Genomic DNA, 26,166 nt, shown 5'->3' with positions numbered 1-26,166 from the left:
CCGGACTGGCGAAAGGCGCCAGTGTAATTGCCCGCCGCTGGAGTGGCGTGCCCCGCACCGTTGTCGGCGAGGACTGCCGGACAGGCGGAAGTCGGGGAATGGCTGGAGAAACCTTTCGCGGCCGGAGGCCGCGATCCCGCGCCACGGCGTCGGTCGGGCGCGATGCGCGCTGCGGCATAATGCGCCGATGGCGAAGAAGACTCCCGAGCAAGCCCCGAAGCTGCAGGTGCGCCCGGCGCGGCCGGAGGACATCCCCGCGCTGGTCGCGCTGACCGCGCGCGTGTACACGCCCGAGTGGGGCCATTCGGCGGAGATGCTGCGCTCCCAGCAGACGCATTTCCCCGAAGGCCAGTTCGTCGCCGAGTACGAGGGCCAGGTGGTCGGCTACTGCGCCACCTTCCGCATCGACGAGGCCGCCGCGCTGGCGCCGCACACCTGGGCGCAGATCACCGGCGGCGGCATGGCCTCGCGCCACAGGGCGGACGGCGACTGGCTGTACGGCATGGAGGTGGTGGTGCACCCGGACTACCGCGGGCTGCGCATCGGCCAGCGCCTGTACCAGGCGCGCAAGCGGCTGTGCACCGACCTCAAGCTGCGCGGCATCGTGTTCGGCGGCCGCATCCCCGGGCTGGCGCGGCACGCCGCGCGCTACGGCAGCGCCGAGGCCTACGTGCAGGCGGTGGTGGAAGGCCGGCGGCGCGATCCCACGCTGAGCTTCCAGCTCGCCAACGGCTTCGAGGTGGTCGGCGTGCTGCGCGCCTACGTGCCGTCCGACCACGAGTCGCTGGGCTACGCCGCGCACCTGGTGTGGCGCAACCCGCAGCGGATCGACCAGCCGGACATCCCCTCGATCCCCTCGCCGCAGCGCCTGCCCGAGTCGGTGCGGGTGGCTTCCGTGCAGTACCAGCAGCGGCGCATCCGCTCGTTCGAGGAGTTCGCCACGCAGGTGGAGTACTTCGTCGACATCGCGGCCGACTACAACGCCGACTTCGTGACCTTCCCCGAGCTGATCACCCTGCAGCTGCTCTCGATCGAGAACGAGGAGCTGTCGCCGGTCGAGGCGATCCGCAAGCTCAGCCAGTACACGCCGCAGGTGAAGGCGCTGTTCGGCGACCTGGCGGTGCGCTACAACATCAACATCGTCGGCGGCTCGCACCCCACCGCGCAGCCCAACGGCGACATCCACAACGTCTGCTACGTGTGCCTGCGCGACGGCTCGATCCACGAGCGCGAGAAGCTGCACCCCACGCCCAGCGAGCGCACGGTGTGGAACGTCACCGGCGGCGACGGCGCGGCCACCGTCCAGACCGACTGCGGCCCGGTCGGCGTGATGATCTGCTACGACTCGGAGTTCCCCGAGGTGGCGCGCCACCTCGCCGACCAGGGCGCGCTGATCCTGTTCGTGCCGTTCTGCACCGACGTGCGCGAGGGCTACCTGCGCGTGCGCTACTGCTCGCAGGCGCGCGCGATCGAGAACCAGTGCTACGTGGTGCTGTCCGGCAACGTGGGCAACCTGCCCGGCGTCAACAACTTCGACATCCAGTACGGGCAGAGCTGCATCCTCACCCCCAGCGACTTCCCGTTCGCGCGCGACGGCATCGCCGCCGACTCCACGCCCAACAGCGAGACGGTGCTGTTCGCCGACCTCAGCCTGGTCAGCCTGGCGCGCGCGCGCAACTCCGGCGCGGTGACCAACCTCAAGGACCGCCGCTTCGACCTCTACCAGACGCGCTGGACCAACAAGCCGGGGAACGGCGCATGAGCGCGCCCGGCGGCAAGGACGACGACGCGCGGCGCGGGCCGCCGCCCGCCAGCGGCTACCTGCGCCAGCTGCAGCGGCTGGGCGAGTCGGGGCTGTTCTCGCCGGTGCAGTGGCGCCGGCGCGTGCTGTTCTGGTCCGGCGCGGTGGTGGTGGGCCTGGCCGCGATCGGCATGGCGACCGCGGCCGACTGGCTGTTCGGCGTGTTCCAGTCGGTGGTCCGGCACAACCGCTACTGGCCGTTCCTGGTCACGCCGGCGGCCTTCGCCCTGCTCAGCTGGCTGACCCAGGGCGCGCTCAAGGCCACCCGCGGCTCGGGCATCCCGCAGGCGATGGCGGCGCTGGAGGTGGAGGACGAGGGCTTCCGCCGCAGCCTGCTGTCGCTGCGCGTGGCGGTCGGCAAGATGGCGCTGACCCTCGCCGCGCTGCTCGGCGGCGCCTCGGTGGGCCGCGAGGGCCCCACCGTGCACGTGGGCGCCGGGCTGCTCTACACGCTGGGCCGGCGCTTCGGCTTCGCCGACACGGTGGCCGCCGGGCGCTTCATCCTGGCCGGCGCGGCGGCGGGCCTGGCGGCGGCGTTCAACACGCCGCTGGCCGGCGTGGTGTTCGCCATCGAGGAGATGAGCGGCGCCTTCGAGCACCGCATGAGCGGCATCCTGCTCACCGCGGTGATCATCGCCGGCGTGGTCTCGCTGGGCATCCTGGGCAACTACGCCTACTTCGGCCGCTTCGACATCTCGCTGCCGCTCGGGCGGGCATGGCTGGCGGTGCTCGCCACCGGCATCGTCTGCGGGCTGGCCGGCGGGCTGTTCGCGCGGCTGATCCTGCCGCACGACCGCGGCCTGCGCGGCGTGGTCGGCCGCCTGCGCGCGCGCCAGCCGGTGCTGTTCGCCGCCGCCTGCGGGCTGGCGCTGGTGCTGCTCAGCCAGCTCACCCGCACCGGGCTCTACGGCACCGGCTACGAGCAGGCGAAGGAGATCCTGGCCGGCCACAGCGACACGGTGCAGGCCTTCGGCGCGCTGAAGTTCCTCGGCAACATCGCCTCCTACTGGGCCGGCATCCCCGGCGGCATCTTCTCGCCCGCGCTGGCGGTGGGCGCGGGGCTGGGCGCCAACATCGGCGCGCTGCTGCCGGGCACCGACCATTCCGCGGTGGTGCTGCTGGCGATGGCGGCCTACCTCTCCGGCGTGACGCAGGCGCCGCTCACCGCCACCGTGATCTCGATGGAGCTGACCGCCAACCAGCAGATGGTGCTGCCGATCATGGCCACCTGCCTGCTGGCGCGCGCGGTGTCCACCCTGCTCTGCCGCAAGCCGGTGTACCACGCGCTGGCCGACCGCCTGGTCGAGGGCTACCGCCACGAGCTGGCGCTGCGCGAGGCGCGCGAGCACGCGCAGGAAGCGCCCGCGCCGATGGTGGAGGACCCCGCCACGCCGCGCGTGGACGGCGCGCCGGAGCCGCCGCGATGACGCCGCCCTGGGACCTGCTGCTGCTCGACGCCGCCCTCGCCACCTTCGAGGGCCCGCGGCCCTACGGGCTGGTCGAGCGCGGCGCGCTCGCCGTGAAGGACGGGCGCATCGCCTGGACCGGCGCCGCCGACGCGCTGCCCGGCGCGCCGACGGAGCTCGCGGCGCGGGTCGAGCGGCTGGACGGCGCGCTGCTCACGCCCGCCCTGGTCGACTGCCACACCCACCTGGTGTTCGGCGGCGACCGCGCGCACGAGTTCGAGCTGCGCCTCAACGGCGCCGGCTACGAGGAAATCGCGCGCGCCGGCGGCGGCATCGTCTCCACCGTGCGCGCCACCCGCGAAGCCGACGAGGAGGCGCTGTTCGCGCAGGCGCTGCCGCGCGCCCGCGCGCTGCGCGCCGACGGCGTGGCCACGCTGGAGATCAAGTCCGGCTACGGCCTGGAGCCGGAAACCGAGCGGCGCATGCTGCGCGTGGCGCGGCGGCTCGGCGCGGAGCTCGGCCTCGAGGTGCGCACCAGCTTCCTCGGCCTGCACGCGCTGCCGCCGGAATACAGGGACCGCCGCGACGACTACGTGACCCTGGTCTGCGACGGGATGCTGCCCGCGCTCGCCGCCGAGGGGCTGGTGGACGCGGTGGACGCCTTCTGCGAAGGCATCGGCTTCACCCGCGCCGAGACGCGGCGGCTGTTCGAGCGCGCGCGCGGGCTGGGCCTGCCGGTGAAGCTGCACGCCGAGCAGCTCTCCGACCTGGACGGCGCCGCGCTGGTGGCCGAGTTCGGCGGGCTCTCCGCCGACCACCTCGAACACCTGAGCGAGCCCGGCGCCGCCGCGATGGCGCGCGCCGGCACCGTGGCCGTGCTGCTGCCCGGCGCGTTCTACGCCCTGCGCGAGACCCGGTTGCCGCCGGTGGACGCGCTGCGCGCGCACGGCGTGCCCATCGCCGTCGCCACCGACTGCAATCCCGGCACCTCGCCGCTGCTCTCGCTGCGGCTGGCCGCCAACATGGCCTGCACGCTGTTCCGGCTGACGCCCGAGGAGGCGCTGCGCGGCGTCACCGCCAACGCCGCCAGGGCGCTGGGGCTGGACGACCGCGGCACGCTCGCCGCGGGCCGGCGCGCCGACCTCGCGGTGTGGAACGCGCGGCATCCGGCCGAGCTGTGCTACTGGATCGGCGGCGGCCTGCTGCGTCGCAGCTACGTCGCCGGCAAGCCGGTCGGCTAGGTCGTTCCGGCAGGCGCCAGCGCTGCCGGGACGATCCCGAACGCCGGGCACCGCCGCCCCGTCCTCGCCCCACGTCCACCGTCATTCCGGCGAAAGCCGGAATCCAGTGAAATGGTGTCGTGCGCAGCACTCCGCAGCAGGTTTTGCGTGCATCGCATGAAGCACCCGGCTGGATGACTCGCTGCGCTGCCATCCGGGTGGGGCACGGCGGGCCGGCGCCGCACGCCCCGGAAAACAAAAAACCCCGCCGAAGCGGGGTTTTTCCGGTGAAGCCGAGGCCGGCTCAGGCCGACTTCTTCTTCGGCGCGGCCTTCTTGGCGGCGGCCGGCTTGGTCACGGTGGGCTTGCCGCCGGCCACGGCGGGCTGCGCGGCGTGCGCGCGGGTGTTGCCGTAGCTGCCGCGGTAGGTCTTGCCGCGACGGGTCTTGCGATCGCCCTTACCCATGGGGGAACTCCTTGATTCACAATGCGTTGAACGGCCTGTCATCGTAGCAGCGAAGCGCCAAAGCGCAAGAGTCAGCGGTGCGCGTGCCCGGCGCAGTCGTGCGCGGCCTCGTCCGGGCAGGCGACCGGGTCGATCTGCACCGTGGCGTGGAGGATGCCGAAGCGCTCGCGCAGCATGCCGTGGATCGCCGCCAGCGCCGTGGCGGCGGCGCGGTCGTCGTGCAGCCGCGCGTGCAGGGTGGCCATGCGCGCGCCCGAGGCGAGCTGCCACACGTGCAGGTGGTGGATGTCGCGGATGGAGGCGTCCGCGCGGCGCAGCGCCGCTTCCAGCTCGGCGGTGTCCAGGCCCTCGGGCACGCCTTCCAGCAGGATGTGCGAGGAGCGCCGCAGCAGCCGCCACGCACTGGCCAGGATCAGCAGCGAGACCAGCAGCGACAGCGCCGGGTCGGCCCAGGTCCAGCCGAGCCAGCGGATCGCCAGCGCCGCCAGCACCGCGGCCACCGAGCCGAGCAGGTCGCCCAGCACGTGCAGCGTGGCGGCGCCGACGTTGACGTCGTCGTGGTCGTGGCCGTGCAGCACGCGCAGCACCAGCAGGTTGACCAGCAGGCCCGCCACCGCGACCGCCAGCATCACCTCGGACAGGATGCGCACCTGCTCCAGGTGCAGCAGCCGCTGCACCGCCTCCCAGGCGATGAAGCCGACCAGCACGAACTGGGTGAGCGCGTTGACGAAGCCGGCCAGCACCTCCAGCCGGCCGTAGCCGTAGCTGCGCCGCGCGTCGGCCGGCTTGGTGGCGAGCCAGGCGCCGATCACCGCCAGCAGCAGCGCCAGCGTGTCGACCAGCATGTGGCCGGCGTCGGCCAGCAGCGCCAGCGAGCCCGACCACAGGCTGCCGGCCACCTCCACGCCCATCATCGCGGTGGTCAGCAGCAGCGCCCACAGCAGCTTGCCGCGGCTGCCGGCCGCCGCGTGCGCATGCGCGTGCCCGTCGTGGTGGTGGTGATGCCCGGCCATCGCCCGGATGCTAGGCAGCGCGCAAGCCGTTACACAATCACGGCCGCCTCCGCGCGCGGCGTCAATGCGCGCAGTGCGGGCCGTGGACATGGGCATGGGCGCGGTCGGTGCGCAGGTTGACGAAGTGCGCGCCGGCCACCAGCAGGCCGCCGCAGGTCACCAGCACGCTGTGCAGGCCGATCGAGTAGTCCTCCGCCACGGTGACGCCGAGCAGCAGCAGCGCCAGCCCCGGCAGCGCCAGCATCAGCGCCAGCGGCCGGTGGTGGCGGCGGTAGCCGTTGCCCAGGCTGAGCAGCGCGAGCGCGCAGGCGAACACCACGAAGCCGCGCTCGAAGCGGTGGTCGGCCAGGAACTCCAGCCCCACCAGCGGCAGCAGCGCGAGCACGAACGGCAGCGCCGCGCAGTGGATCGCGCACAGGAACGAGGCCGTCGCGCCGATGCGGTCGGCGATGCCCCAGCTGCGCGGGTTGTCGGTGGGTCCGTCGGCCATCGGTGTGCCTTGGGTTTCTGCGGCGGCGCTTGCGCCCCGTCGCTTTGATACATTATAACATAATGGCGATGCCATCCCATGGCAAGGGGCCGCCCCCGTCAACGCGGCATGGGAATGGCCGTTCAGTCCAAGGGACGGGCGCGGAGCGCCCTGCCCGGATCGGTCCGCGGTCCCGGGCGCACGGTTTCCGGTGCGGCATGCTTCCTCCCCGCCAACCACCGGAACGCGGGGCGCGCCACTGGAGTGGCGCGCCCCGCACCTTCGATTCGTGGCGGGCGATGTTGCAGTCTCGGCAAGGCTGGGCCGGAGAAGCCTTGTCGCGGCCGGAGGCCGCTGCCACAGGGTTTCCGCAAGCCTTGGGGAGCGGCCTCCGGCCGCGATCCCGCGCTACGGCGTCACGCCTTGCGGCACTGCTTGCAGATGCCGTGCACTTCCAGCGTCTGCGCCTGCGGGCGGAAGCCGAACGCCTTGGCCTGGGCCTCGATCAGCTGCGCGACGCGCTCGTCGCAGACCTCCTGCGCGCTGGAGCAGCTGTCGCAGATCAGGAACGGCACCTGGTGCGCCTCGGCCGGATGGTGGCAGGAGACGTAGGCGTTGATGGATTCGAGCTTGTGGATGAAGCCGTGCTCGAGCAGGAAGTCGAGCGCGCGGTACACCGTGGGCGGCGCCGCGCTGCCGTGGCGGTCGCGCAGCTGGTCGAGCAGGTCGTAGGCCTTCACCGGCCGGCCGGCGGCGGCGACCAGTTCCAGCACTTCCTTGCGCAGCGGCGTCAGGCGCAGGCCGCGCTCCTCGCTGGCGTGCTCGACCGCCGCGATGAAGCCCTGCGGGTCATCGTGGTGGTGGTGGAAATGCGGCTTGGCGGACGACGGTGCGGTCAACGGATTCACCTCGGCCGCCATCATACACCCCCGCCGTGGCGGCCCGCCCGCGGCGGCAGCGGTGGCGGCCGCGCGACGCGCGGGCGCGCCAGCACCACGATCCAGCCGATCGGCCCCAGCACCACCGCCCAGGCCACGCCTTCGGCCAGCCGCCCGCGCCACCAGCCGAGCAGCGCGCCCACCGCGACGAACAGCAGGCTCCACCAGAACAGTGCCGCCCACGGCACCAGCCGCATCAGGTTGAGGAACACCTGCCAGAACGCGCCCGGCGCGTCGGGATCGACGCCCTGCATGGCCTTGGCGAGCAGTTCGTCCATCCCGGCGGCGCCTGCCGGCGCTCAGCCCTGCGCGCGGGCGAGCGCCTCGTCGATGCGCCGCAGCGCCTCGTCGCGCCCGGCCAGGTAGATGGTGTGGTCGATCGAGGGCGACACCTGGGTGCCGGTCATCGCCACGCGCAGCGGCTGGGCGATCCTGCCCATGCCCAGGTCCAGCTTCGCGGCGACCTGCTCCACCGCCTGCTGGATCGCCTCCGGCGTCCACGCGCAGCCGGCCAGCAGCGCCTTCGCCTCGCCCAGCACGGCCGGCGCGCTGTCGTTCTGGAGGTGCCTGGCCACCGCCTTGTCGTCCCACTCGGCGATGGGGGCGTACCAGACCTTCGCGCGCTCGGCCATCTCCTTGAGCGTGTGCACGCGGTCGCGCAGCGCCACGATCACGTCGGCGGGCCTCGGCCCCTTCGAGGCGTCGATGCCGGCGCGCGCCAGGTGCCACGCGAACTCCGGCGCCAGCGCCTCCGGGTCGTCGGCCTTCAGGTAGTGCTGGTTGAGCCAGTTGAGCTTCTCGGTGTCGAAGCGCGAGGCGGCCTTGTTGACGTCGGCGACGTCGAACAGGCGGATCATCTCCTCGCGCGAGAAGATCTCCTGGTCGCCGTGCGACCAGCCCAGCCGCACCAGGTAGTTGAGGATCGCGTGCGGCAGGTAGCCGGCCTCGCGGTACTCCATCACGCTCACCGAGTTGGTGCGCTTGGAGAGCTTCCTGCCCTCCTTGTCCAGGATCATCGGCAGGTGCGCGAACTCCGGCACCTTCGCGCCGAGCGCGTGGTAGATGTTGATCTGGCGCGGCGTGTTGTTGACGTGGTCGTCGCCGCGGATCACCTCGGTGATGCCCATGTCGATGTCGTCCACCACCACCGCGAAGTTGTAGGTGGGCCAGCCGTCGGAGCGGAAGATCACCAGGTCGTCCAGCTCGGCGTTGGACCATTCCACGCGACCCTTCACCTTGTCCTGGAACACCACCGAGCCCTGCAGCGGATTCTTGAAGCGGATCACCCGGTTCGGATCGTCGCGGTAGGGCTCGTTGCGGTCGCGGTACCAGCCGTTGTAGCGGGGCTTCTCGCCCCTCGCCATCGCGGCCTCGCGCATCGCCTCGACCTCCTCCTTGGTCTCGTAGGCGTAGTAGGCCTTGCCCGCCTTCACCAGGTCCTCGGCCACCTGCCGGTAGCGCTGCAGGCGCCGGGTCTGGTAGATCGGGCCCTCGTCGGCGTCCAGCCCGAGCCAGTGCATCGCGTCGAGGATGGCCTGGACCGCCTCGTCGGTGGACCGCTCGCGGTCGGTGTCCTCGATGCGCAGCACGAACTGGCCGCCGCGGCGGCGCGCCTCCAGCCAGCAGTACAGCGCGGTGCGCGCGCCACCGATGTGCAGGAAGCCGGTGGGGCTGGGGGCGAAGCGGGTGCGTACGGTCATCGTGATGTCGGCGGCGGCGCAAGGCTAAAGCGGGGATTTTAGCGGATATGGCCGCCGCTTCCGCAGCCGGTTCCGGTCGCCCTATGCCGGAGCGGCCGTTCGCGCGGCGAAGCCGTCGACGATCATCCGCAGGCCCTGCCCGAAGCGCGCGTCGTAGCCGTCGAACAGCACGGCGCCGATGCTGCGCGACAGCGGGAAGCGCGCCGGGTCCATGCGCGCCGCGCGCACTTCCGGCGCGTAGCGCGGGTCGCGCTCGCCGGTGGGCGCGACCACCGCCTGCTCCTCCAGCACGAAGCCGATCACGTAGCTGTAGAGCGTTCCCAGGCACAGCGCCGCCTCGGCCGGCGCGATGCCGGCGTCGCGGAAGACCTGCAGGATCCGCTCCATCGGCTCGTACAGGCGGGTGTCGCCCAGGTGCGAGCCGCCGACCATGCGCGCGCCGTCGCGGTAGCGCAGCAGCGCGCCGCGCAGCGCGGCGCCGAAGCGCAGGCAGTGGTCCTGCCAGGAGGACGCGCGCTCGTCCGCCAGCTCGTCCGCCACGCCGGCCAGCACCCGCGTGGCCATCGCGTCGACCAGGTCCTGCTTGCTTTTGAAATGCCAGTACAGGCTGGGCGCCTTCACCCCCAGCGCCGCGGCGATGCCGCGCAGGGTAAGACCCTCCAGCCCGAGCTCGTTCAACAACCGCAGGCCGGCTTCCACCGCCGGTTCGCGCGCTACCTTCATGGGCCGGCACCTAATGTTGTTAGGTCAATTTAATGATGTTAGATTCTAGAGACTAACAACGTTAGATTGGAGCTCCGCGATGACCTCACCCGCCATCCTGATCGTCGGCGCCGGCCCCACCGGCCTTACCCTGGCCTGCGAGCTGGCACGCCGCGGCGTACCGTTCCGCCTGGTCGACGCGGCACCGGAGCCGTTCCGCGGCTCGCGTGGCAAGGGCACGCAGCCGCGCAGCCTGGAGATATTCGACGACCTCGGCATCGCGGCGGAGGTGGTCGGCGCGGGACGTTTCCATCTGCCGGTCCGCTTCTACGAGGCCGACGGCAGCCACCATGACGTCGATCTCCATGCGGGCCGCCATGCCCGACCCGACGCGCCCTACGGCTCGACCCTGCTGGTGCCGCAATGGCGGGTGGAACAGGCGCTGCGCGAGCGGCTGCGGGCGCTGGGCGGCCGGGTCGAGTACGGCGTGGCGCTGACGGCGTTCGCGCAGGATGCCGACGCCGTCGACGCCACCCTTGCGCATGCGGACGGGCGCGCCGAGGTGCAGCGCGCGGCCTACCTGGTCGGCTGCGACGGCGGCCGCAGCGCCACGCGCAGGCTCGCCGGCATCGCCTTCCACGGCCAGACGCTGGAGCGGCACCGCATGCTGGTCGCCGACGTCGGCGCGTCCGGGCTGGACCGCGAGCACTGGCACGCCTGGCGCGGCGCCGGCGGCTTCGTGGCGCTGGCGCCGCTGCCGGGCACTGCGCAGTACCAGTTCCAGGCGGCGCTCGCCCCCGGGCTCGACGAGGCGCCTTCGCTGGCGCTGTGCCAGCGCCTGCTGGAGCAACGCAGCGGCCGCCGCGACATCCGCCTGTCCGATCCCACCTGGATGTCGCTGTGGCGCGCCAACGTGCGCATGGTCGACCGCTACCGCGCCGGCCGCGTGTTTCTCGCCGGCGACGCCGCGCATGTGCACTCGCCCGCCGGCGGCCTGGGCATGAACACCGGTATCCAGGATGCCTACAACCTCGGCTGGAAGCTCGCCGCGGTGCTGCGCGGGGCCGACGACGCCCTGCTCGACACCTACGGGGAGGAGCGCCTGCCGGTGGCCGAATGGCTGCTCGGCCTGTCCAGCCGCCTGCATTTCCAGGCGTTCGAGGAGCGCGGCATCGCGGTCCGCCGCGACGAGGAAACGCTGCAGCTGGGCATCGGCTACCGCCATGGCTCGCTCGCCTGCGAGCTGCGCGCGCGGCCGGGCACGCTCGCCGCCGGCGACCGCGCGCCGGATGCGCCCGGCTTGCGCGACGCACGCGGCGAGTACCGGCTGTTCGATCTCCTGCGCGGCACCCACGTGACCCTGCTCGCCTTCGGCGCCGGCTGGGAGGCCCTGCTCGCCGCGCTGCGGGCGCGCTGCGGCGAGGCGGTGCGGAGCGTGGTGATCGGCGACGGGGGACTCGACGACGCGCACGGCCACGCCAGGGCGGCCTACGGCGTGGAGACGGGCCTGTTCGTGGTGCGGCCCGACGGCTACCTGGGGCTGGCGACGGACGCGCGCGAACCCGCTCCGGTGGAGGCGTACCTGAGGCGCCTGCTGGGACCGCGCTGAGGCCGCGCGATGGTGGCGGCGGGGCTGCGGCAGGCATGTCCGCGCGCCGCGCCCGGCCTGCCGCGCTACCGGGGCGGCCGGCCGCTTTCGCAGTCGCGCCCGCGGCAGATCTGCGTGTTCGGGGCGTAGGTGCCCAGCAGTTGCACCGCCGCCGGCCACGCCTGCTGCCGCGGCTGCGGCGCGACCGCCGGGCGCGCGTCCAGCGAGACCGCCGGCAGTCCGGACGGCGTGCGCGGCGCCGGCAGCAGCACGACCCTCACCTCGATCAGCGGCCGGCGCGGCGGCGCGGCGGCCCCGCCCGGCGGCGCGTCCTGGACCATGGCGGCAGGTACGGCCGGCCATGGCAGCAGCACGTACAGCAGGACGGCGCGGGCCGCGCCGCGTGCCATGGCGGCCGCCCCGCTATTTCACGTGCACGGTGATCCGCCGCGACACCACCGGCGGATCGAACGGCACGTGGTTGGCGTCGCCCAGCTCCAGCTGCAGCGTGTGCGTGCCGGGGGCGAGCTTGAGCGTGGTCTCGGTCTGGCCGCCGCCGAAGTGCAGGTGCTGCGCGTCCTTCGGGATCGGCTGCCCCGCGGGCGGCAGCTCCTTCACGTCCACCAGCAGGTGGTGGTGGCCGGTGGCCTCCTTGTCCACGCCGGCGGGCGCCACGCCCATGCCCTTCAGGCCGAAGCGCACGGTGAACTCCCCGCTCACGGTGGCGCCGTCCTTCGGCGCGATGATGTAGGCCTCGGCGCCCGCCGGCGCCTTGGCGACCGGAAGCGCGCCGGCCTGCGGGCCGTCGGCCGCGAGGGCCGCGCCGCCCAGGGATGCGAATGCCAGCGCCAGCAGTATCCGTTTCATCGTCGGTCTCCGACTCGCGTTGAGGTCCGCCCAGTGTAAGGCGCGGCGGCGTCACGGGCGCGTCACACCCGCGCCACGTCCGCGCAACCGGCCGCGCCGAAGCTGCAACGGGCCAGCCAAGACCGTTCCCATGCGCATCGGCATCGTCAGCGAGACCTATCCCCCGGAGATCAACGGCGTGGCGCTCACCGTGCATGGCCTGGCCGCCGGACTGGCGGCGCGCGGGCACACGGTGGAGCTGGTGCGCCCCCGCCAGGCGCAGCCGCACGCCGACGAGCCCGGCATCCTCGCCATGGAGGTGCGCGGCGCGGCGCTGCCGCGCTACCCGGGCCTGCGCTTCGGCCTGCCGGCCGGGCGGATGCTGCGCCGGCGCTGGCAGCGCCTGCGGCCGGACGCGGTGTACATCGCCACGGAAGGGCCGCTCGGCTGGTCGGCGCTGCGCTCCGCGGTGCGGCTGGGCATCCCCGCGGCCACCGGCTTCCACACCCGCTTCGACGCCTACGCGGACCACTACGGCGCGGGCTTCCTCACGCCGCTGGTGCGCGGCCACCTGCGCCGCTTCCACCGCCGCGCCGCCGCCACGCTGGTGCCCACCGACGCGCTGGCGGAGGAGCTGCGCGCGCTCGGCGTGGACAACGCCTGCATCCTGCGCCGCGCGGTGGACACCGCGCTGTTCCATCCCGGCCGGCGCGACCCGGCGCTGCGCGCGCAATGGGGCGTCGACGGCAGCACGCCGGTCATGCTCTACGTGGGCCGCATCGCGCCGGAGAAGAACCTGGAGCTGGCCGTGCGCGCCTTCCGCGCGGCGCAGCGCGAGATGCCGAAGCTGCGCTACGTGTGGGTGGGCGACGGCCCCGCGCGCGCGGCGCTGGCGCAGGCCAATCCCGACTTCGTCTTCGCCGGCGTGCAGCGCGGCGAGGAGCTGGCGCGGCACTACGCCAGCGCCGACCTGTTCCCCTTCCCCAGCCTCAGCGAGACCTTCGGCAACGTGATCCTGGAGGCGCTCGCCGCCGGCCTGCCGGTGGTGGCCTACGCCGAGGGCGCCGCGCGCGAGCACCTGCGCAGCGGCGCCAACGGCTTCGCCATCGAGCCGGGCAACGAGCCGTCCTTCATCGAGGCGGTGGCGAAGCTGGCCGCCAATCCCAGCCTGATCCGCCACATGGGCCGCGCCGCCTGCGCGAGTACCGCGCAGCTGTCGCCCGAGGCGGTGGTGCGCGATTTCGAGTCCCTGTTGCGCCGGCTCGCCGAGGAGAAACGCCATGCGGACCACCCTGCCGCCGTCGCCCACGCCTGAACTGCCGCTCGGACCGCGCCTGGCCTTCGACCGCCGCATGTGCGTGGCGGCCAACCGCTGGGGCGCGCGCCGCGCGGTCGGCGCGTTCTTCGGCCTGGTCAGCCGGCTCGGCGACGGCGCGTGCTGGTACGCGCTGATGCTCGGGCTGGCGCTGTCCGACCGCCACCGCGGGCTGGTCGCGGCGGCGCACATGGCCGCCACCGGGCTCGCCGCGCTGCTGCTCTACCGCCTGCTCAAGCGCTGGACGCGGCGGCCGCGGCCGTTCCGCGCCTGCCCCGGGGTGATCGCGCACGTGCCGCCGCTGGACGAGTTCAGCTTCCCCTCCGGCCACACGCTGCAGGCGGTCGGCTTCACCGTGGTGGCGCTGGCCTGGTATCCGGCGCTGGCGCCGCTGCTGCTCGGCTTCACCGCGCTGGTCGCCGCCTCGCGGGTGATCCTGGGGCTGCACTACCCCAGCGACGTGCTCGCCGCGATCGGCATCGGCGGCGCGCTGGGCGCGCTGTCGGTGTGGCTGGGCATGCTCGCCGGGCTGTTCTGAGGACGCTGTGCAAAGGCTGCGCACGGCGTCGGGGCATGCTGGCCGATCAGGCAGATAGGCCACCTTTCCACAGGCTCTCCCGGACGCTTTCCACAATCGCTGTGGAAAAACCCGCGCGGGGCTGCGCAGATGTTCCGCAAGGCGAGGCAAGTGCCTGAGCGCAAAGCCGCAGCGCGCACTTGCCCACAGGCTTATCCCGCTGGCTTCCACATGCGCTGTGGAAAACCGTGTCGCTCGGGAAGCAAGACTGTGGGAATCCCGGTTCCTTCAGGAACCCGGATGGCATCGCGCCGCGCGGCTCACGCCGCGGCGCGCGGCGCCCTCTTCAGCAGGGCCAGCACGGCGGCCAGCTTGTCGCGCATCTCGCGGCGGTCGACGATCAGGTCGATCGCGCCGTGCTCGAGCAGGAACTCCGAGCGCTGGAAGCCCTCCGGCAGCGTCTCGCGCACGGTCTGCTCGATCACGCGCGGGCCGGCGAAGCCGATCAGCGCCTTCGGCTCGCCCACGTTGACGTCGCCCAGCATCGCCAGGCTGGCCGACACGCCGCCGGTGGTCGGGTTGGTCATCACGCTGACGTAGGGCACGCCCGCCTCGCGCAGCCGCGCCAGCGCGGCCGAGGTCTTGGCCATCTGCATCAGCGAGAACAGCGCCTCCTGCATGCGCGCGCCGCCGGTGGCGGAGAAGCACACCAGCGCGCTGCGGTCGGCCAGCGCCTGCTCGGCGGCGCGGGTGAACTTCTCGCCCACCACCGAGCCCATCGAGCCGCCCATGTAGGAAAACTCGAAGGCCGTCGCCATCAGCGGCAGGCCCTTGAGCGTGCCGCCCATCGCCAGCAGGGCGTCCTTCTCGCCGGTGGACTTCTGCGCGGCGACGATGCGGTCGCGGTACTTCTTGCCGTCGCGGAACTTCAGCGGGTCGTTCGGCTCCAGCCCGGCCCACAGCTCCTGCGCGCTGCCCTCGTCGAGGAAGGACAGCAGCCGCGCGCGCGCGCCGATGGCGTGGTGGTGGCCGCACTTGGGGCAGACCATCAGGTTGCGCTCCAGCTCCGGCTTGTACAGCACCGCGCCGCAGCCGCCGCACTTCTCCCACACGCCCTCCGGCACCTTGCCCTTGCCGGCGGCGGTGGTGCCCTGCGTGCGGGCGCGGGGGGTCATGATTTTCTGGAGCCAGTTCATACGCACCAACCTCTGCTTTTAGCTCCCTCTCCCCGCCGGGGAGAGGGTTGGGGTGAGGGGACGGCCCGGCCGCGCGCCCGCACTTCTTCTTCATGAAGCCTTGTCTTGCGCCAGCAACCACCGTCTTCGCAAGCCCCGCCCCTCGCCCCGGCTCTCGCCCCGGCGGGGAGAGGGAAAAGGCGAGGTCAGGCGTCGAGGGCGGCGCGGATCGGTTGCAGGAAGGCCCGTGCGCGTTCCGCGATCTCGCCCTCCTCCGCGGCGCCCGCCAGGCGCTCGACCAGCGCGCTGCCGATGACCACCGCGTCGGCGAAGCCGGCGATCGCCTTCGCGCTCTGCGCGTCGCGCACGCCGAAGCCCACCGCCACCGGCGCCCTCGACCGTTCGCGCAGGCCGGCGACGCGCGCGGCGATGTCCGCCACGCTGAGCCGGGCCGCGCCGGTGATGCCGGCGAACGACACATAGTACAGGAAGCCCTCGGCCGACTCGCACAGCTTTTCCATACGCGCGGGTGCGGTCGTGGGCGCGGCGAGCAGGATGCGCTTCAGGCCCGCCGCGCGCAGCGGCGCGAGCACCTCGCCCTCCTCCAGCGGGCAGTCCACCAGCAGCACGCCGTCCACGCCGGCCGCCACGGCCTCCTGCGCGAAGCGCGCGTAGCCGCGGATCTCGACGGGGTTGAGGTAGCCCATCAGCACCACCGGCGTGTCGTCGTCCTGCCGGCGGAACCCGGCCACCCAGCGCAGCACGTCGTCGAGCCCGACGCCGCGCGCGAGCGCGCGTTCGCTGGCGTGCTGGATCACCGGGCCGTCGGCCATCGGGTCGGAGAACGGCACGCCCAGCTCGATCAGGTCCGCGCCGGCCTCGACCAGCGCGTGCATCAGCGCCACCGCGTGCGCGGGCGAGGGGTCGCCCGCGGTGACGAAGGGGATCAGGCCGGTGCGGCGGGCGGCCTTGAGCCGGGCGAAACGGGCGTCGATGCGGTTCATGGGAGGTAGGGAATGGGGAATGGGGAATAGTCAAGAAGCTCGCGGGGAAAGCGGTGGGACGAGGGGTGCTCTGACGATTCCCTATTCCCGATTCCCTGGCACCCGCCGCTACAGGCGGATGCCCTCGCGCGCCGCAATCGTGTGCACGTCCTTGTCGCCACGGCCGGACAGGTTGCACAGCACGATGCCGTCCTTGGGATACTCGCGCGCCAGCTTGATCGCCTGCGCCACCGCGTGGCTGGACTCCAGCGCGGCGAGGATGCCCTCGGTGCGCGCCAGCAGGTGGAAGGCCTCCAGCGCCTCGTCGTCGGTGACGCCCACGTACTCGGCGCGGCCGGCGTCCTTGAGGAAGGCGTGCTCGGGGCCGACGCCCGGGTAGTCCAGGCCCGCCGACACCGAGTGCGTCTCGGTGATCTGGCCGTCGTCGTCGCACAGCACGTAGGTGCGGTTGCCGTGCAGCACGCCGGGACGCCCCGCGGCCAGCGAGGCCGCGTGGTGCCCGGTGGCGATGCCCTCGCCCGCCGCCTCGGCGCCGACGATGCGCACGCCCGCGTCGTTGAGGAAGGCGTGGAACAGCCCGATCGCGTTGGAGCCGCCGCCCACGCAGGCGGCGAGCGCGTCGGGCAGCCGGCCGTATTCCTCCAGCACCTGCGCGCGCGCCTCGCGGCCGACGATGGCGTTGAAGTCGCGCACCATCATCGGATACGGGTGCGGCCCGGCCACCGTGCCGATGATGTAGAAGGTGTCGGCCACGTGGGTGACCCAGTCGCGCATCGCCTCGTTGAGCGCGTCCTTCAGCGTCTTCGAGCCCGAGGTCACCGGCACCACCTCGGCGCCGAGCAGCTTCATGCGGTAGACGTTGATCTTCTGCCGCTCGATGTCGGTGGCGCCCATGTAGACCACGCACTTCAAGCCCAGCCGCGCCGCCACCGTGGCGCTGGCCACGCCGTGCTGGCCGGCGCCGGTCTCGGCGATGATGCGCGTCTTGCCCATGTGCCGCGCCACCAGCGCCTGGCCCACGGTGTTGTTGATCTTGTGCGCGCCGGTGTGGTTCAGGTCCTCGCGCTTGAGCAGGATGCGCGCGCCGCCCACGTGGCGGGTCAGGCGCTCGGCGAAGTAGACCGGGCTGGGCCGGCCCACGTAGTGCTTGAGGTCGCGGTCCAGCTCGGCGAGGAAGGCCGCGTCCCCGCGCAGGCGCAGGTACGCCCCGGTCAGCTCGGCCAGCGGCGCCATCAGCGTCTCGGCCACGTAGCTGCCGCCGTAGTCGCCGAAGCGGCCGTGCGCGTCGGGCCAGCGGTGGAAGTCCTGGGAAGCGGGCATGATTCCGTCCTGTGCGGAAAACTGAAAGGCCGTCCCGGCGCGGCGGTCCGGCATGCCGGGCAATCTAGCGCGCGGCGGGCGCGACAAAAAGCGATAAGATCGAACCGATACCTCAGGAAATCTCACCTGTCCCGTGAGCCGCGAGCTGCCGCCGCTGAACGCCCTGCGCGCCTTCGAGGCCGCCGCCCGGCTGGAAAGCGTGAGCCGCGCCGCACGCGAGCTGCACGTCACCCACGGCGCGATCAGCCGCCAGCTGCGCGTGCTGGAGGAAGCGGCGGGCCGCCCGCTGTTCGCGCGGCAGGGCCGCGGCGTCGCGCTCACGCCCGCCGGCCAGCAGCTGCACGAGCGCATCGGCGCCGCCTTCGGGCAGTTGCGCGACGGCTGGGCCGCGCTGCGGCGGACGCAGGCGCAGGCGCCGTTCGTGCTCGGCTGCTCCGGCAGCGTGCTCGCGCGCTGGATGATCCCGCGGCTGGAACGGCTGGGCCGCGACCTACCCGACCTGAAGCTGCACCTCGCGGCGCAGGAGGACGCGCCCGGCGCGCAGCTGCCCGGCCTCGACGCCGCCCTGCTGCTGGCCGCGCCGCCCTGGCCGCGCGACTGGCAGGTGCACGAGCTGGCGCCCGAGCGGATCGGCCCGGTGCTGAGCCCGCGCTGGCCCGGCGCCAGGCGCCTGCGCGGCCAGCCGGCCCGCGCGCTGTGCGGCGAGGCGCTGCTGCACACCACCTCGCGCCCGCAGGCCTGGCCGAGCTGGGCGAAGTCGATGCGGTTGCCGGCCGCCGCGCTGCATCCGGCGCAGGCGTTCCCCCACCTCTACTTCATGCTGGAGGCGGCGGTGGCCGGGCTGGGCGTGGCGATCGCGCCGGAGCCGCTGGTGGCCGACGATCTCGCCGCCGGACGCCTGCTCGCGCCGTGGGGCTTCAGGCGCACCGAGGCGCGCTGGGTGCTGGCGGCGCCGGCGCGGGTGGAGGATGCGCGGGTCGAGGCGCTGGCGAAGTGGCTGCGCGCGGAGCTGGCCGTGCGCGGGTGAGCGTGGATGCCCTTCATCAGATCGCGGCCGGAGGCCGCTCCCACCAGGCTTTGCGGAAACCCCGTGGGAGCGGCCTCCGGCCGCGATCCCACCGCGATGACTGCGGAAACAGCCGCGCACGCTACAGATAGCGCTGGATCTTCGCCCGCAATGCCTCGACCTGCTCCGGCGTGAGCGGCCCCAGCACGCCGCGGCGCGCCTCGGGGATGTGCGCGGCCGGGTCCTCCTCGCCGAACACGTAGTGGTCCAGCAGGGCGCGCCACGCCGCGCGCTCGGCCGGCGGCAGCGACCGGAAGCCGAGGATGGCGTGCAGCAGGCAGCCCAGCAGGGTCATCGGCGCGGTGCCGGGCGCCGCGACCGGCTTCCACCAGTAGTTGACCAGCGCGTTGAGCCGCTTCAGCGAGGCGACGTGGTGCCACCACAGCGGCGGGATGTAGATGGCGTCGCCGGGTTCCAGCTCCGCAGCCTGCGCGTGCGCCAGCGCCTCGCGCAGGCGCGGGAAGCGCGGGTCGTCGGGGCGGTCCAGCCGCGCGACGCTGATCGCCGCGCCGGTCGGCGCGAAGTCCAGCGGGCCGATGTACAGGTTGCGCACCTGCTCGGGCGGGAACAGGGTGAAGCGCCGCACGCCGCAGACCACGCAGGCGACGTTGTGGAACTCGTCGAAGTGGGCCGGCGTGGTCACCCGGTTGCCCACCCACAGGCGCGGCTGGACCGAGGGCGGCAGCAGCGGCAGCGCATGCCGTTCCAGGAAGCCCGGCGCGCAGGCGGCCAGCGCCGCGCTCTGGATCGCCAGCCCGTTCGGGCGCTCCTGGCGTGCGTAGAGCAGCAGCTGCTTCAGCCCCTTGGTGAGCGGCACGCGGTGGTGGCGGTAGTTGAAGCCGCTGAGGTCGGCGTTGTAGCCGACCACGCCCTCGGCCTCCGGCGGCATCATCAGCGCGTCCACCGGCGTGCCGTTGTCGAAGCCGGCCAGCTGCTCGGCGAAGGTCCAGTCCGACGCGCGCGCCGCCGCCACGATGGGCCAGTCCGCGACCAGGCCGCGGATGACCACGGGGCGGGCGCCGCGCACGAGCCCGTCGAGGTCGACGGGCGCGCCGGCGGGGATTTCCTCGATCGCGGCGGTCATGGGCCGGGCGCGTCCGCCGAGGTCCGTTCCCGCTGCCGGTCCGCGGCGCGCACGGCATGGATGAAGGCCGCCATCCGCGCCGGGTCCTTCACGCCCGGCGCCGACTCGATGCCGCTGGCCACGTCCACCGCCCACGGCCGCGCGACGCGGATGGCCCCGGCCACGTTGCCGGCATGCAGGCCGCCGGCGAGCACCAGCGGCTGCGCCAGGTCCCCGGGCATCAGCGACCAGTCGAACGCCCTGCCGCTGCCGCCCGCCTCGCCGAGGCCGTGGCCGTCGAGCAGCAGCGCGGCGGCGCGCGGGTAGTCGCGCAGGCGCGCCAGCGCGGCGGCGCCCTCGCCCATCGCGATGGCCTTGAGGTAGCGGCGGCCGAACTGCGCGCACCACTCGTCCGGCTCGCCGCCGTGGAACTGCAGGAGGTCCGGCGACACCGCCGCGACCACCTCCTCCACCAGCGCCGGCGCGTCGTCCATGAACAGCGCCACCGTGGCCACGAACGGCGGCAGCGCGCGCGCGATGGCCTGCGCCTGCGCGACGGAGACGCGCCGGCGGCTGCGCGCGGTGAACACCAGGCCGATGGCGTCGGCGCCGAGGCGCGCGGCGAGCAGCGCGTCCTCCACGCGGGTCATGCCGCAGCACTTGATGCGGGTCACCGGCTCACCTCCGCCGGCAGGCCCCAGCGCGCCTCGTAGCGCGGCCCGAGGAAGGTCAGGCCGGAGGCCGGCGCGGTCGGCCCGGCCGCCTCGCGGTCGCGCCCGGCCAGCAGCTCGGCGATCCATTCGACCGGCCGCTCGCCGCGGCCGATCGGCAGCAGGCTGCCCACGATGTTGCGCACCATGTGGTGCAGGAAGGCGTTGGCCTCGATCTCCACGATCACCCGCTCGCCCTCCCGCCGCACGCCGACCGCGAGCACCTCGCGGCGCGCGTGCGCGGCCTGGCAGGACACCGCGCGGAAGGCGCCGAAGTCGTGCTCGCCCAGCAGCGCCTGCGCGGCCGCGTGCATGCGCGCGGCGTCCAGCGGCTGGCGTTCCCAGGTGACGTAGCGCGCCTCCAGCGCGGCGCGCACCGGGCGGTTGAGGATGCTGTAGCGGTAGCGCCGGCTGCGCGCGGAGAAGCGCGCGTGGAACGAGGGCTCCACCTCCTGTGCCCACAGCACCGCCACGCTGGGCGGCAGGTTGGCGCAGGCGCCGAGCGTCCAGCCGCGCATCGCGCGCCGCGCCTCGGTGTCGAAGTGCACCACCTGGCAGCGCCCGTGCACGCCGGCGTCGGTGCGGCCGGCGCAGGTCACCTCGACCGGATGCGCGGCCACCGCGGACAGCGCCGCCTCCACCGCGCCCTGCACGGTGGCGCCATGGCTCAAGCGCTGCCAGCCGAGGAAATCGGTGCCGTCGTATTCGATGCCGAGGGCAATGCGCATGGAGACCGTCGAGCCGCGTGACCGCCGCACAGATTAGCAGGGCGGAAAAAGCGCCGGGCCGGCATGGGCCGGCCCGGGCGCGCGTCGGATGGGAGGATGGCTCAGCGCAGGGTTTCGAGCAGCCTGTGGGCCACGTCCTTCTGCATCTGGCTGCCTTCCTCCAGCACTTCCTCCAGCATCGCGCGGGCGCCGTCGTGGTCGCCCATGTCGAGGTAGGCGCGGGCGAGGTCGAGCTTGGTGTCGACCGGATCGTCGCTGAGCTCGCCGAACGCGGGAGCGCCGGCGTCGAAGTCGGCGGCCGGCTCGTCGAAGCTCCAGGCGCCGCCCGCTTCCTCCCCGGCGCGGGCCTCGGCGGCCGGCTCGGCCGCCGCCGCGTCGAAGTCCGGCGCGGGGCGCGGGGCCGGCGGCGCGGGCGGGGTCAGGTTGAAGTCGAAGTGGTACTCGCTGACCTTCTGCCGCTGCGGCGGCTGCGGCAGCGGCGAGGGCGCCACCGGCTCGTCCGGCGCGCGCCCGGCGTCCTCGGCCGCGTAGCGGTCGAGATCGAAGGCGTGCAGCGCCTCCTCGTGCACCGCGTCCTCCTGCGCCGTCTCGTCGCCCGCCGGCGCGGTGCCGGCGAACAGCGGGTGCTCCGGCGCCAGGTCGCGGCCCATGCTCAGCACGTCCTGCCATTCCGGCTGGCTGGGGTCGGCGACGTGCGCGTACATCGCCTCGGCGGCCGCCTCGAAGTGCTCCACGTCGCGGCGGCTGTAGTACAGGCTGACCAGCTCCAGGTGCAGGCCGATGTCGTCCGGATGCTCGGCCAGCTGGTCGAGCAGCTCGTCCTGGTCCGGGTCGTCGCTCGCGGCCGGGATCGGCGGCAGCGCGCCGAAGCGGTCGGCCAGCGAGGAGCCGCCCTTCGCGGCGGCGGCCGGCTTGCGGCGGCGGCCGAGCAGGGCCAGCAGAAGCAGCAGCACGACCGCGCCGCCGGCCGCGGCCAGCGTCCAGGTCTGCATGTACCACGGCGTTTCCTCGACCGGCGCCGGCGCGGGCTTCGCCGGGGCCGGCTTGGGCTTGGCCGGCGCCACTGGCGCGGGCTTGGCCGCCACCGCAGGGACCGCTGCGGTGGCCGCGCCGGCGGGTGCGCCGGCCGCGGCGGCGGCGCTGCTGCCGGCAGGCGCGGGCGCGCCGGCCGCAGGATTCGCGGCGCTGCCGGCGGCAGCGGCGGCCGTCGCGGCGCTGGCGGAAGCGGCCGGAGCGGCGACGCCCGCCGCGGCCGCCCTGCCCGCGCTGGCCGCGGCGGCGGGCTCGGGCGGCAGGTTCGCCGCCTTGCGCGCCTCGGCCAGCTTGCGCTGCAGCTCGGCGATCTCGTTGTCCTTCAGCGCGAGCAGGCGCTCGTTCTTGTTGTTGATGTCCTCCAGGTCCTTCAGGCGCGACTTCAGCTCGGCGCCCTGCTGCTGCAGCGTGGTCAGGGTTTCCTGGCTGCGCAGCAGCTCCTGGCGCAGGCTGCCGGCCTTCTCGTCCTTGCCGCCGCTGCTGCCGGCGCTGCCGCCGCCCTGCCTGGCCGGCACCAGGGCGAGGCGGTCCGCCGCGACGGCGGCGGCGGTGGGCGCACTGGAAGCGCCGGCGCGGGTGGCGTTGTCGGCCACCGTGGTGGGCGCGGCGGCGCTGCCGCTGCGCCACGCCTCGTTCTGGCGGCGCACCTCGGCCAGCGCCGCGGCGGCGGCGGTGGCCTGCGCCTCCTGGCCGGAAGGCACGCGCAGCACCACGCCGCTCTTCAGCGCGTTGATGTTGTCGCGGTAGAACGCATCCGGGTTGGCCTGCTTGAGCGCCAGCAGCATCTGGTTCGTGTCCACCCCCGCCGGCGCGGTGGCGCGCGCGATCTCCGAGAGGGTCTGGCCGCGGCTGACCGGACCGTACTGGCCCGGGGCGGCGGCGGCCGGCGCCGGCCGCGGCGCGGGACGCGCCACGGCGGAACGCGCGGGCGCCGCCGGTGCCGCGGCAGCGCGCGGCGCGCTTGCGCGCGGGGCCGCGGCGGGCGCCTGGCTCACCGGCAGCGTGGCGGCGCCGCCGGGCGGGTCGAGCAGGATGGTGTACTCGCGCAGGCTCTTGCCGCTGGCGTTGTCCACCTCGATCAGCAGGTCGAGGTAGGGATCGTTGACCGCCTCGCTGCTGGTGATGCGGATGACCTTGCCCTGGCCGGCGTCGGCGATGCTGAACTGCAGCGCGACGCTTGGCCGGCCGCCGATGCCGGCGCGGGCGAAGTCCTCCGGCGAGGCCAGGTGCGCGCTCAGGTTCTGCAGCTCGGCCGCGTTCGCGGGCGTCAGCGGGATCTCGGCGAGCAGCGGCTGGCCCAGCGCGGACTTCACCTGGATCTGGCCCAGCTCGAGCGCCGCTGCCTGGCTGCTGCCCAACGCGAGCGCCAGCAGCATCGACAGCTTCAATGAACGGTTCATGCGAGTTCCCCCACCCCTGACATCGTGTGTTTGTCGGTCGCCGCCGCCGTGGCGGCTGGCGGAACGAGGCGCCACTTTAGGCGATATGGCGTCCGCTCAACAATAGCGGCAACGGCCGCTTACGCGGCATTGCTGGCGTGCATTCTCATTTCCCGCCGGACGCGGCGCGCCCGGCCGGAGCCGCCGCGGCGCCCGCCTTGAGCGCCTCGAGCTGGCGTTGCAGCTCGGCGATTCTATCGTCCTGCTCGGCCAGGCGCTGCTGCGCCTGGTGGCTCCTGGCCTCCTGCCGCTCGACCTGGCGCTGCAGGCGGTCGATCTCCGCGCTGGACCGCCGCACCTGCCGTTGCACGCCGCGGACGTCGTGCGCCGGCGCGCCGCCGCCCTGCCCCGGCGGCGCGCCCGCCAGCGCCGCGCCGGCGGCCAGCAGCAGCGACAGGAGGACGGCGGACGGCTTTCGCATCAGAGGTGGTCCCGGATCAGCAGTTCGGCGATCTGCACGGCGTTGAGCGCCGCGCCCTTGCGGATGTTGTCGGCGACGACCCACAGGTCGAGGCCGCGCTCGTGCGAGATGTCCTCGCGGATGCGGCCGACGAACACCGGGTCCTTGCCCGCGGCGTCGCCCACCGGGGTCGGGTAGCCGCCGGCCTGGCGCTCGTCCATCAGCACCACGCCCTCGGCCCCGGCCAGCAGGGCGCGCGCCTGCTCGGCGGTGATCTTGTCGCGGGTCTCGATGTGCACGGCCTCCGAGTGGCCGTAGAACACCGGCACGCGCACCGCGGTGGGGTTCACCTGGATCGACTCGTCCTCCAGGATCTTGCGCGTCTCCCACACCATCTTCATCTCTTCCTTGGTGTAGCCGTTGGGCTGGAACTCGTCGATGTGCGGGATCACGTTGAAGGCGATCTGCTTGGGGAACTTGGCCCGCTCCACCTCCTGGAAGTTGAGCAGCGCGGCGGTCTGCTTGCCCAGCTCCTCCATGCCCGAGCGGCCGGCGCCGGAGACCGACTGGTAGGTGGCCACGTTGATCCGCTCGATGCCCACCGCGCGGTGGATCGGCGCCAGCGCCACCAGCATCTGCATGGTCGAGCAGTTCGGGTTGGCGATGATGCCGCGCGTGGTGTACTGCGCGATGGCGTGCGGGTTCACCTCGCTCACCACCAGCGGGATGTCGTCCTGGTAGCGGAACTCGGAGGTATTGTCGATCACCACCGCGCCGGCCGCCGCCGCGCGCGGCGCGTGCTCGCGGCTGACCGAGCCGCCGGCGGAGAAGAAGGCGATGTCCACGCCGTCGAAGTCGTAGTCGGCGAGGTTGCGCACCGTCACCTGCCTGCCGGCGAATTCCACCTTGCCGCCCGCCGAGCGCTCGCTGGCCAGCGGCACCAGCTCGCTCACCGGGAAGTCGCGTTCGGCCAGGATCGCCAGCAGGGTCTCGCCGACCGCGCCGGTGGCGCCGACCATCGCCACCTTGTAGCTGCTCTTCTTGCTCATGGAGTCCAGATTCGTTGAGGAGTGGATGGACCGCGCGGCCGCTCCCCGCATCAGCGGGAATCTAGCCGGGACGGGAGGCAAAACAACACGCGGCGCCCGCTGGCGTGAATGGCTTCACGTTTTGCGGGCACGGCGGCCGGCTTCCAGCACCGCCGGGTTGAGCGGCGCGGGCGGGCGGCCGGGCACCAGGCCCAGCGCGGCCAGCACATTCTCGGCCGCCAGCTCCGCCATCGCGTGGCGGGCGTCGGCGCTGGCGCTGGCGATGTGCGGGCTGAGCACCACGTTGTCGAGCGCGAGCAGGTCCGGGTGCACCCGCGGCTCGCCCTCGAACACGTCCAGCCCCGCCGCGGCCAGCCGGCCCTCGCGCAGCGCGGCGGCCAGCGCGGCGTCGTCGACGATGCCGCCGCGGGCGATGTTCACCAGCACCGCACGCGGCTTCATCAGCGCCAGCTCGGCGGCGCCGATGGCGTGGCGGCTTTCCGGCGTGTACGGCAGCACCAGCACGAGGTGGTCGGACTGGCGCAGCAGCGTGGCCTTGTCCACCCATTCGGCGCCGCCGCTCTCGCGCTCCAGCGCCTCGGGCAGCGGCGCGCGGTTGTGGTAGAGCACGCGCATGTCGAAGCCGGCGGCGCGGCGCGCCACCGCGCGGCCGATCCGGCCCATGCCGAGGACGCCGAGCGTGCGCCCGTGCAGGTCCACGCCCAGCCAGTCGTCGAAGCGCATGCCCTCCGGCCAGTGCCCGGCGCGCAGCCAGCGCTCGGCCGCGCCGACCCGGCGCGCCGCGGCCAGCAGCAGCGCCCAGGCGTAGTCGGCGGTGCTCTCGTTGAGCACGTCGGGGGTGTTGCAGGCGAGGATGCCGGCGCGGGTCAGCGCCGCCAGGTCGAGGTTGTCGTGGCCCACGCCGAGGTTGGCCACCACCCTCAGCCGCGCGTTGCCCTCCAGCGCCGCCGCGTCGATGCGGTCGGCCAGGCCGACGATCGCGCCGTCCGCCGCGGCCAGCTTCGCGCGCAGCTCCTCCGGCGCGTGGCGCCGCTCCACCGCCTCGGCCTGCACCTCGGCGTGCTCGGCCAGCCGCGCCAGCACGTCGGGGAACAGTGGACGCGACACCCAGACTTTCTTCCTGCTACTCATCGATCGACCGACTGGTGGAGCCGCCGGCGGACCGGCGGCTGGCCGGCGCGGGCCGCGCCGGCCGGGGA

General features: G+C 73.7%; 26 protein-coding genes. 7 read left to right on the top strand and 19 right to left on the bottom strand.

The window, feature by feature from the left end:
* Positions 1–187: 187 nt before the first annotated feature.
* Genes C7456_RS12660 through hutI form a run of 3 tightly spaced genes read left to right on the top strand, consistent with a single transcriptional unit; the run spans position 188 to position 4,448 of the window.
* Positions 188–1,762 (top strand): carbon-nitrogen hydrolase family protein, encoded by a 1,575-nt coding sequence (locus tag C7456_RS12660; RefSeq protein WP_109724136.1) that lies wholly within the window; start codon positions 188–190, stop codon positions 1,760–1,762.
* Complete coding sequence (locus C7456_RS12655) at positions 1,759–3,228, top strand: chloride channel protein (RefSeq protein WP_109724135.1); 1,470 nt, start codon at positions 1,759–1,761, stop codon at positions 3,226–3,228. The genes C7456_RS12660 and C7456_RS12655 overlap by 4 nt, the downstream gene beginning before the upstream one ends.
* Positions 3,225–4,448, top strand: a complete 1,224-nt coding sequence (gene hutI / locus C7456_RS12650; RefSeq protein WP_109724134.1) for an imidazolonepropionase — start codon at positions 3,225–3,227, stop codon at positions 4,446–4,448. Before C7456_RS12655 ends, hutI begins: the two co-directional genes overlap by 4 nt.
* Before the next feature lie 283 nt (positions 4,449–4,731).
* Here the strand turns inward: hutI and C7456_RS12645 are convergent, their stop codons facing one another.
* From C7456_RS12645 to C7456_RS12615, 7 genes are all read right to left on the bottom strand, one after another.
* Positions 4,732–4,893 carry a 30S ribosomal protein THX gene (locus C7456_RS12645; protein WP_109724132.1) on the bottom strand — a complete coding sequence of 54 codons (162 nt, stop codon included), beginning with the start codon at positions 4,891–4,893 and terminating at the stop codon, positions 4,732–4,734.
* A gap of 71 nt (positions 4,894–4,964) precedes the next feature.
* The gene (locus C7456_RS12640) at positions 4,965–5,906 is read right to left on the bottom strand and encodes a cation diffusion facilitator family transporter (protein WP_109724130.1); all 942 of its coding nucleotides are present in this window, start codon (positions 5,904–5,906) and stop codon (positions 4,965–4,967) included.
* 61 nt (positions 5,907–5,967) lie between these two features.
* Positions 5,968–6,396 (bottom strand): MerC domain-containing protein, encoded by a 429-nt coding sequence (locus C7456_RS12635; RefSeq protein ID WP_109724129.1) that lies wholly within the window; start codon positions 6,394–6,396, stop codon positions 5,968–5,970.
* 395 nt (positions 6,397–6,791) lie between these two features.
* Positions 6,792–7,298 carry a transcriptional repressor gene (locus C7456_RS12630; protein ID WP_109724128.1) on the bottom strand — a complete coding sequence of 169 codons (507 nt, stop codon included), beginning with the start codon at positions 7,296–7,298 and terminating at the stop codon, positions 6,792–6,794.
* Complete coding sequence (locus tag C7456_RS12625; protein WP_109724127.1) at positions 7,295–7,591, bottom strand: hypothetical protein; 297 nt, start codon at positions 7,589–7,591, stop codon at positions 7,295–7,297. Before C7456_RS12625 ends, C7456_RS12630 begins: the two co-directional genes overlap by 4 nt.
* Positions 7,592–7,612: 21 nt before the next feature.
* Positions 7,613–9,013, bottom strand: coding sequence for a glutamate--tRNA ligase (gltX, locus tag C7456_RS12620; protein ID WP_109724126.1), 1,401 nt, complete (start codon positions 9,011–9,013; stop codon positions 7,613–7,615).
* 81 nt (positions 9,014–9,094) lie between these two features.
* On the bottom strand, positions 9,095–9,736 hold the full coding sequence (locus C7456_RS12615) for a TetR/AcrR family transcriptional regulator C-terminal domain-containing protein (RefSeq protein ID WP_109724125.1): 642 nt from the start codon (positions 9,734–9,736) through the stop codon (positions 9,095–9,097).
* A 79-nt stretch (positions 9,737–9,815) separates the two neighbouring features.
* Here C7456_RS12615 and C7456_RS12610 point away from each other — a divergent pair, with 79 nt between their 5' ends.
* Complete coding sequence (locus C7456_RS12610) at positions 9,816–11,324, top strand: FAD-dependent monooxygenase (RefSeq protein ID WP_109724124.1); 1,509 nt, start codon at positions 9,816–9,818, stop codon at positions 11,322–11,324.
* 65 nt (positions 11,325–11,389) lie between these two features.
* Here C7456_RS12610 and C7456_RS12605 read toward each other — a convergent pair whose 3' ends face one another.
* Entirely contained in the window at positions 11,390–11,713 is a 324-nt protein-coding gene (locus C7456_RS12605; protein ID WP_109724123.1) for a hypothetical protein, read from the bottom strand.
* Positions 11,714–11,726: 13 nt separating this feature from the next.
* The gene (locus C7456_RS12600) at positions 11,727–12,170 is read right to left on the bottom strand and encodes a DUF4399 domain-containing protein (RefSeq protein WP_109724122.1); all 444 of its coding nucleotides are present in this window, start codon (positions 12,168–12,170) and stop codon (positions 11,727–11,729) included.
* A 130-nt stretch (positions 12,171–12,300) separates the two neighbouring features.
* On the opposite strand from C7456_RS12600, the gene C7456_RS12595 reads away from it, so the two are divergent.
* Both C7456_RS12595 and C7456_RS12590 read left to right on the top strand, forming a co-directional pair.
* On the top strand, positions 12,301–13,464 hold the full coding sequence (locus C7456_RS12595; protein ID WP_109724121.1) for a glycosyltransferase family 4 protein: 1,164 nt from the start codon (positions 12,301–12,303) through the stop codon (positions 13,462–13,464).
* The gene (locus tag C7456_RS12590; protein ID WP_109724120.1) at positions 13,430–14,002 is read left to right on the top strand and encodes a phosphatase PAP2 family protein; all 573 of its coding nucleotides are present in this window, start codon (positions 13,430–13,432) and stop codon (positions 14,000–14,002) included. Before C7456_RS12595 ends, C7456_RS12590 begins: the two co-directional genes overlap by 35 nt.
* 299 nt (positions 14,003–14,301) lie before the next feature.
* Here C7456_RS12590 and accD read toward each other — a convergent pair whose 3' ends face one another.
* The 3 genes from accD to trpB all read right to left on the bottom strand — a co-directional run bounded on the left by accD (position 14,302) and on the right by trpB (position 17,480).
* On the bottom strand, positions 14,302–15,177 hold the full coding sequence (accD, locus tag C7456_RS12585) for an acetyl-CoA carboxylase, carboxyltransferase subunit beta (protein ID WP_109724119.1): 876 nt from the start codon (positions 15,175–15,177) through the stop codon (positions 14,302–14,304).
* A gap of 185 nt (positions 15,178–15,362) precedes the next feature.
* Complete coding sequence (gene trpA, locus C7456_RS12580; protein WP_109724118.1) at positions 15,363–16,160, bottom strand: tryptophan synthase subunit alpha; 798 nt, start codon at positions 16,158–16,160, stop codon at positions 15,363–15,365.
* 108 nt (positions 16,161–16,268) lie between these two features.
* Positions 16,269–17,480 carry a tryptophan synthase subunit beta gene (gene trpB, locus C7456_RS12575; RefSeq protein WP_109724117.1) on the bottom strand — a complete coding sequence of 404 codons (1,212 nt, stop codon included), beginning with the start codon at positions 17,478–17,480 and terminating at the stop codon, positions 16,269–16,271.
* 133 nt (positions 17,481–17,613) lie between these two features.
* Between trpB and C7456_RS12570 the strand changes: the two genes are divergently transcribed.
* Entirely contained in the window at positions 17,614–18,507 is an 894-nt protein-coding gene (locus tag C7456_RS12570) for a LysR family transcriptional regulator (RefSeq protein ID WP_109724116.1), read from the top strand.
* 121 nt (positions 18,508–18,628) lie between these two features.
* Here C7456_RS12570 and C7456_RS12565 read toward each other — a convergent pair whose 3' ends face one another.
* The 7 genes from C7456_RS12565 to C7456_RS12535 form a co-directional block, all read right to left on the bottom strand.
* Complete coding sequence (locus C7456_RS12565; protein WP_109724115.1) at positions 18,629–19,630, bottom strand: cupin-like domain-containing protein; 1,002 nt, start codon at positions 19,628–19,630, stop codon at positions 18,629–18,631.
* The gene (locus C7456_RS12560; RefSeq protein ID WP_109724114.1) at positions 19,627–20,283 is read right to left on the bottom strand and encodes a phosphoribosylanthranilate isomerase; all 657 of its coding nucleotides are present in this window, start codon (positions 20,281–20,283) and stop codon (positions 19,627–19,629) included. The genes C7456_RS12565 and C7456_RS12560 overlap by 4 nt, the downstream gene beginning before the upstream one ends.
* Positions 20,280–21,047 carry a tRNA pseudouridine(38-40) synthase TruA gene (truA, locus tag C7456_RS12555; RefSeq protein WP_109724113.1) on the bottom strand — a complete coding sequence of 256 codons (768 nt, stop codon included), beginning with the start codon at positions 21,045–21,047 and terminating at the stop codon, positions 20,280–20,282. The genes C7456_RS12560 and truA overlap by 4 nt, the downstream gene beginning before the upstream one ends.
* 101 nt (positions 21,048–21,148) lie before the next feature.
* Positions 21,149–23,479, bottom strand: a complete 2,331-nt coding sequence (locus C7456_RS12550; RefSeq protein WP_109724112.1) for a motility hub landmark protein FimV — start codon at positions 23,477–23,479, stop codon at positions 21,149–21,151.
* 145 nt (positions 23,480–23,624) lie between these two features.
* Entirely contained in the window at positions 23,625–23,939 is a 315-nt protein-coding gene (locus tag C7456_RS12545; protein WP_109724111.1) for a hypothetical protein, read from the bottom strand.
* The gene (locus C7456_RS12540; protein WP_109724110.1) at positions 23,939–24,967 is read right to left on the bottom strand and encodes an aspartate-semialdehyde dehydrogenase; all 1,029 of its coding nucleotides are present in this window, start codon (positions 24,965–24,967) and stop codon (positions 23,939–23,941) included. Before C7456_RS12540 ends, C7456_RS12545 begins: the two co-directional genes overlap by 1 nt.
* Before the next feature lie 114 nt (positions 24,968–25,081).
* Positions 25,082–26,098: a 2-hydroxyacid dehydrogenase gene (locus tag C7456_RS12535; protein ID WP_109724109.1), complete on the bottom strand. Its 1,017-nt coding sequence runs from the start codon at positions 26,096–26,098 to the stop codon at positions 25,082–25,084.
* Positions 26,099–26,166: the final 68 nt, after the last annotated feature.

The organism is Fulvimonas soli, assembly GCF_003148905.1.
Taxonomy (GTDB): domain Bacteria; phylum Pseudomonadota; class Gammaproteobacteria; order Xanthomonadales; family Rhodanobacteraceae; genus Fulvimonas; species Fulvimonas soli.
Note: the sequence above shows the minus strand (reverse complement) of the source record. Positions and strands in the feature narration are given on the sequence as shown.